This window comes from Porphyromonas levii DSM 23370 (assembly GCF_000379925.1).
Classification (GTDB): Bacteria; Bacteroidota; Bacteroidia; order Bacteroidales; family Porphyromonadaceae; genus Porphyromonas_A; species Porphyromonas_A levii.
The window spans coordinates 1-6,197 of sequence record NZ_KB904319.1; the positions used below are offsets into that span (position 1 = coordinate 1).

The following is a 6,197-nucleotide window of genomic DNA, read 5'->3' on the forward strand; positions in this document are numbered from 1 at the left end:
ACATCCCCCTCTAAAGGATTGCGACCATCTCTAAGAATGATCCCCTCCAAACCTCCAAACCCTTTCCTCAAGTCAACGCCACTAATAAATAGGAAAAAGCAATTGCTTTCATTTAGATTAAACATAAATCGTAGTCATCTAATAACTGAACAACTTCCAACCGCAAAGATGACTACAATAATAAACCGACACAATACGCCCGTTTTGGGAGAGTTACATCTAAGTAGATAGGAGTGCTCTAATACGATATTAGGCTACGACCCGAGTTCGGGGCGTAGCCTATTATCATATTGGTATCACACCTTAGGAGAATGTTGCACGAAGTGCCATTCTCGCCGATTTGCAAGCAAATCGGCTGAGACGTTGCACGGTGGTGAAATGCAAGGCACTGAGACTGAGGCTGACGGGAGCGTACTCACGTACGTGACTGAAGCCGAATGTCGAAAGTAATGCAGTAGTTCGCCACCGTGCAACAGTCTCCTTAGAGTATTATCTTCAGTCCAGAATAGAACGACCGAGGAGTAGTAGGACCATGAATGTATCCGCTATCTCTATTGCCTGTAACATCATAATCCTTTTGGAATGAATTGAGCATATTGTGCACCCCGAGGTATAGCTGGATTATTGAGGTATTGAATACTTTGATATCGTAGCTTACCTTGGCACCTAGATCAAAGTAGTTGGGCGATACCTCTAGTCTATCCCATCGAGGTGCTTTCTCAAGCTCTGTAGTATTGGGTCTGAGCCCATTCTTTACCATATGTATGTCATTTACCTCTGCCATCTGCCCTACAGTAACTACGTGTGGCACATACATCTTCCCCGTGTAGTTGAGCGATAGGGATAGGGTGAGAGGGGTTACAGGATTGTATCTTGCCGTCAGATAACCATAGATATTTGGCGTCTTAAGCATCTGCTTAGAGGTCATTGCTACTTCACCCTCTTCCATATTGAATCCAGCAAGCGTGCTTGGCCCATGATCTACTAATGTATTTACCTCTTTCGGCTCATTTGCATCTTCCTTAGCGAGGAGTGATCTATTGCCCCATTCTTGTGGCGCATCCCATAAACTGCGAGCTAGAGTTAGTCCTCCTTGTACGTTAAGTTTGTTCCAGTGTGCCTTAGCTTCGAGATTAATACCATATACCTGTGCGCCCGAACCGTTTACCCTGTCGAATACCTGGAACCCTAACTTCGGCGCATCCGTACGCTCTCTATTAGTAAATGCGCCTACTAACTTGGTATAAAATCCTTCGATAAGGAAGTTGGTTTGTACCGCACCTATAGTGAAGTACATATCTGTACTCAGGCTGAAGCTGTGGCTTTCCTCTGGTTTGAGGTTAGGGGAATTGTAGACTCTTTGAGCCTCTCCTCCTACGACGCCCACATGGAGATCCTCATCGAAGACTTGTGGAGCTCTAAATCCCTTAGCATAGCTAGCTCTGATATTAAAATATTCGGAAGGGTTGTAGCGTACTGTGGCTCTCGGGCTGATGATTGGCCTTATTCCCCCTTTACTACTCTTGATTGCGCTGTGTTCGTCCATTCGCATGCCGAGTAGGATTGTCCAGTAATCATTGCCCCATTCGGCCTGTGCTATCTGGCTCGCATTGTGAATGCGCTGATCAATAGGAGGGTTGAGCGAATTACCTTTTGTATCTTTCTCCCATGCTCGGATAGGCATGATATCGTAAAGGCTATCGTATACGTATTCCACTCCTGCTAGGAACTTGATAGGCGCTATAGGCGCTGTATCCCATTCGTAGCTATATTGCAAGCCTCCTTGGAATGTCTTTCCCGTGGTATTTCCAAAGTTGGTTCCAAACTCTTTCTTAGGGATAAATCCAAGTTTCCCCACATTAGCATCCCCAATGCCTCCGTAGTAGCTGGTTCGTTTCACTACTTGCCCCGAAGCAAATACTTGCAGACGATGCAAGAGGTTAAGAGAGTTGTGGTCATACTTCAGGTTGCCACTATAGATGGTGTGGTCTGTCTGTTCGGCAACAGCTGCCACGTGTACCGGTAGGTCAAGTCTGTCTCCACCTCTGCGGTACTCTTGCAGCGTATGCAACTCACTTGTAATCCTATCGAACTCTGATAGCCTAATGAAGCCATGAGCACCAACTGATCGTCCTCTAATCATTCCTACCTCGCTAAAACCGTCGCCATTGGCATCCCAAGCGCCTCTGTCGCGAGCTTGACCAAATACAGTCCCTCCTATTCGTCCATCAGCTCCGACAATGGAAGCATTGAACCCTACTGTATTGTCTGGTGTTGTCATACCAGTCATCGTGAGGTTCTCGTAGGCTTCAAATCTATTAGATACCGGCTCTTGTGTGATAATATTGATGACACCGGCAATAGCGCTCGAGCCGTAAAGGGCAGAACCTCCTCCTCTCACGATCTCTACTCTCTCTATCATATTTGCAGGGATCTGCTCCAGTCCGTAAACTCCAGCTAGAGCACTGAAGATAGGCCTACTATCTATTAGGATTTGAGAAAACCTCCCATCAAGCCCATTGATACGCACTTGATTGAAGCCACAGTTCTGACAATTGTTCTCTACTCTAATACCTGGTTGGAATGATAGCCCCTGAGCGAGGTTAGTAGCATTGTTTGTCTCAAATGCTTTGTTGTCTATCACGCTGACGAGCGTAGGTGCATACTTCCTAAGTGTTTGTTGGCGATTAGCCGAGATAACTACTTCATGGAGATTAAAGACATCCTCCTCTAGCGCTATATTTATCTCTATTGTCTTGTGCTCCACTACCGTAATCGTCTGCGTTGTCTTTTGGTAGCCCACACCAGATACTTCTATCGTGTAGCTTCCTGGCTTCAGATTTCGGAGGTAGAAGTGCCCCGATGTGTCTGTGGTCGTCCCATAGGCTGAACCTTTGATGCGGACTACAACCCCAATTAAATGCTCCCCTGTAGCCTTGTCTATCACGTGTCCTACAATGTTGGCATCTGTAACTTGCGCTTCGACCCTCTGCGATGGAAGTGTTGCAGCAAAGGAGGGGACCATCACGCCCCCTCCTATTGTAAATAGCATAACCATCGCAATCGCTCTTTGGCTTAACTTCATAAATGTTTTGAATATGTTGTAATTTGTGACTTGATTGCGATAGCAAAGATACAAGCTATTGACTTCTCCTACCATCCCCAATTATCGGTAAATATTACGGCTCAATTACCTACTATTGGGGAGAAGAGGGGGTGTATAGCAAAAGGAGATAGATGAACATTTATCTATCTCCTTTCCGTGACCTGGGAGGGGCTCGAACCCTCGACCCATTGATTAAGAGTCAATTGCTCTACCAACTGAGCTACCAAGTCATTCTTTCGTTGCTCGCGGGGTTACTTCCTCGTTTGCGAATGCAAAGGTAATACAATATTTTTATCCGACCAAATAATTGGGCAATTATTTTATCACCTTGTCGGGATTATTCCGAATATAGTCCCGCCACGACTTCTCTTTCTTCCCGCTCTGGATGCGGAGTGCCTCGAGATGATGGGTCATAGCTACCGCCACGGCATCGGAGGCATCATTTTTTTTCATCATAGCCGATTCAGGTATTTTTAGCATGTATTGAAGCATCGCCGCCACTTGACCTTTGCTTGCGCTACCCCGTCCCGTAATCATCTTCTTTATTGTACTTGGCGCGTACTCCGATACCGAAATGCCAGACCGCATTGCCGCCACCATTGCTGCTCCTTGGGCACGACCAAGCTTCAGTGTTGTCTGTATATTCTTCCCCATGAAGGGTGATTCTAACGCCATATCAGTAGGAGCATATCGCTCTATCAGCGCTTCCACAGCTTCTTGAATCTTTTGTAGTCGCAAGTAATGCGATTGGTATCTATCTAGCCGCAATAGCCCCATCGCCTCTAGTGTAGGCTTTCCACCTATCACCCCGAGGATGCCATACCCCATAACAATGGTGCCAGGGTCTATGCCTATGATTACTTGATCTGCCATATAGGCAAAGTTACCGATAAATAAGAGAATATTGTGCTACCTTTGTGAATAGAATAATGTATACATAATAAGGATTGTTATAAATCTTATGAACTCAAGAAATCTCACATCCCTGCTCTCTTTTGTGGTGCTGCTTGCCGCCCTCTTTGCCGGCTATAAGTTATGGACGGTCACGGAGACACCATCGCAACAAAGGTATGCGGTAATCGTATCGGTAGATGGATTCCGTGCAGAATATTTAGATCGTGCTTCTACTCCAGCGCTCGATGCGATGGCATCGGAGGGCGTGCGTGCAGTACTCTCACCTATGTATCCTAGCAATACTTTCCCGAATCATTACAGCATGGCCACCGGGCTACATTCCCAAAATCATGGCTTAGTCAATAATAGTTTTTGGGACGAGGAGCTACAGGACTACTACAAGGTAGGTGACCTAGAGCGGGTGCACAATCCCAATTTCTATCTAGGCGAACCTATTTGGAATACTGCCGAAAAGCAAGGAGTGAAGGTTGGATCGTACTTCTGGGTAGGCTCAGAAACTCCGATCCAAGGGATGCGCCCAAGTTATTGGAAGGGCTTCAATGCGGGAGAGCCCTTTGTCGCTCGTGCCGATTCGGTAATCGCTTGGCTCAAAAAGCCTGAGGCAGAGCGTCCTCACCTGATTACATGGTACCTAGAGGAGCCTGATGCTTGTGGGCATCACAATGGTACTCAAAGCCAAGAGGTGCTAGATATGGTAGCTCGTGTGGATAGCGTAATTGGCTACTTCAGGAGCAAGCTCGCCCAGCTGCCGATTGCCGATCAAGTAGACTTTATCGTGGTCTCAGATCATGGAATGGTAGATTATGACCCCAATAAAGTCGTCAATCTCATGGACTATCTCCCCCGTGATAGCTTTTCTTTTGTGGTCGAGGGGGCACCGGCTCTGCTCTATGCTAAAAACTCGGAGTATGTAGATGTCGCTCTAGAGAAGTTGAAGTCTGTCCCTCATATCACTGCTTACCGTACAGCAGAGGTGCCCGAGCGATTTCACTTCAATAAGGGGAAGCGCCTTGGAGATATCGTGATCATGCCAGATTTGGGTGCCAGTGTATTTTTTAGCGAAGCACCAAAGCTGAGCAAAGTTGCTGGTCATGGCTTCGACAATCAGTTACCTGAGATGCAAGCGATTTTCTTTGCCGTGGGCGACTCCTTTGCTAAGGGCAGAGAGGTAGGGAGAGTGCCCAATATTACCATCTATCCGCTCTTGTGCCGTCTGCTAGGGCTTACGCCTGCTCCTAATGACGCTTCCGAGACCGACGTTGACAAACTCCTTGGTAAGTAGCTTGGTGAGAAGTACTAACTGGAACTAATAAGCGCCACTTTACAGTTGCCATAGGGATGTAAAGTGGCGCTTAATAGATTTAATGGCTTATTTTTCTTCGCGGTATGAAACATCGATGAGTTTGGCTTTCATCTCTGTGGAGGGCGTGAAGCGAATCTTAAGCCCTTCGATATTTCGATGCGTGAATTCCTCTAGGTTTTCGGTAGAGGAGCTACGGATATCTAGTGAAAAAGTACCGAGACCCTCAAGGTGAACGCTTTTGCCTAATAGCATCTCCTTCAGCATTTCGGAAGAGATAGCTTCCAGCAACCCTAGTACATCGGCTCGGGTGAAAGAGGTCTTTTCGCTAATCTGCCCAGCCAATTGTCTCGTGGTAGTCTTGCCATGTTTGACCATGTTGGCAGAGTACACCACCTTCTTCCCACTCTTATTAGGAATCTGCGTCTTACGCTCTACTACTTTGAATTTTACTTGTGCCATATTTGCTTGATATTGATTGGTTAATTCTACTCACTAGCAAAGATAAATTTATTCCTAGAGATAAACAAATTTATTCCTAGAAATAAATATTTTTATTTGTACAGATAAATATATTTTTTCCTAGGAACCTAGATTCCGCAAAGTATAGATCGGCGCTGTTGGGGGTAGTATTTGGGGGTACTTTGGGGTGCTCTTTGCTGTATTTTGGGAGGTGTTTGGCTGTTTTGGAGATTGGTCTTTGTCTTTTTTATCTATTTATAAGCTACTGAATACCACAATTATTGTAAATGGGTACACTTTGGGACACGAGATTGCCAGCGGGCTATTTGGTTAGCTCGCTACTGAATGTTTCCAATTGTTTGTTTCCCTCTCCTCTCCCTCTCCTTTTTGCTACACCGCTAGTTTTCTAATCTC

4 protein-coding genes and 1 tRNA gene are annotated in these 6,197 nt (G+C 46.0%); 1 reads left to right on the forward strand and 4 read right to left on the reverse strand.

Annotated features, from left to right (window positions below; all coding sequences use genetic code 11):
* Window positions 1-481: 481 nt before the first annotated feature.
* From A3GG_RS0111255 to ruvC, 3 genes are all read right to left on the reverse strand, one after another.
* Entirely contained in the window at window positions 482-3,085 is a 2,604-nt protein-coding gene (locus A3GG_RS0111255) for a TonB-dependent receptor (protein WP_026215801.1), read from the reverse strand.
* Window positions 3,086-3,263: 178 nt separating this feature from the next.
* Window positions 3,264-3,336, reverse strand: a tRNA-Lys gene (locus tag A3GG_RS0111260).
* Window positions 3,337-3,421: 85 nt separating this feature from the next.
* Complete coding sequence (gene ruvC / locus A3GG_RS0111265) at window positions 3,422-3,979, reverse strand: crossover junction endodeoxyribonuclease RuvC (RefSeq protein ID WP_018359386.1); 558 nt, start codon at window positions 3,977-3,979, stop codon at window positions 3,422-3,424.
* An 88-nt stretch (window positions 3,980-4,067) separates the two neighbouring features.
* On the opposite strand from ruvC, the gene A3GG_RS0111270 reads away from it, so the two are divergent.
* Window positions 4,068-5,303: an alkaline phosphatase family protein gene (locus A3GG_RS0111270; protein ID WP_018359387.1), complete on the forward strand. Its 1,236-nt coding sequence runs from the start codon at window positions 4,068-4,070 to the stop codon at window positions 5,301-5,303.
* An 87-nt stretch (window positions 5,304-5,390) separates the two neighbouring features.
* Here the strand turns inward: A3GG_RS0111270 and A3GG_RS12955 are convergent, their stop codons facing one another.
* On the reverse strand, window positions 5,391-5,783 hold the full coding sequence (locus A3GG_RS12955) for an HU family DNA-binding protein (protein WP_018359388.1): 393 nt from the start codon (window positions 5,781-5,783) through the stop codon (window positions 5,391-5,393).
* Window positions 5,784-6,197: the final 414 nt, after the last annotated feature.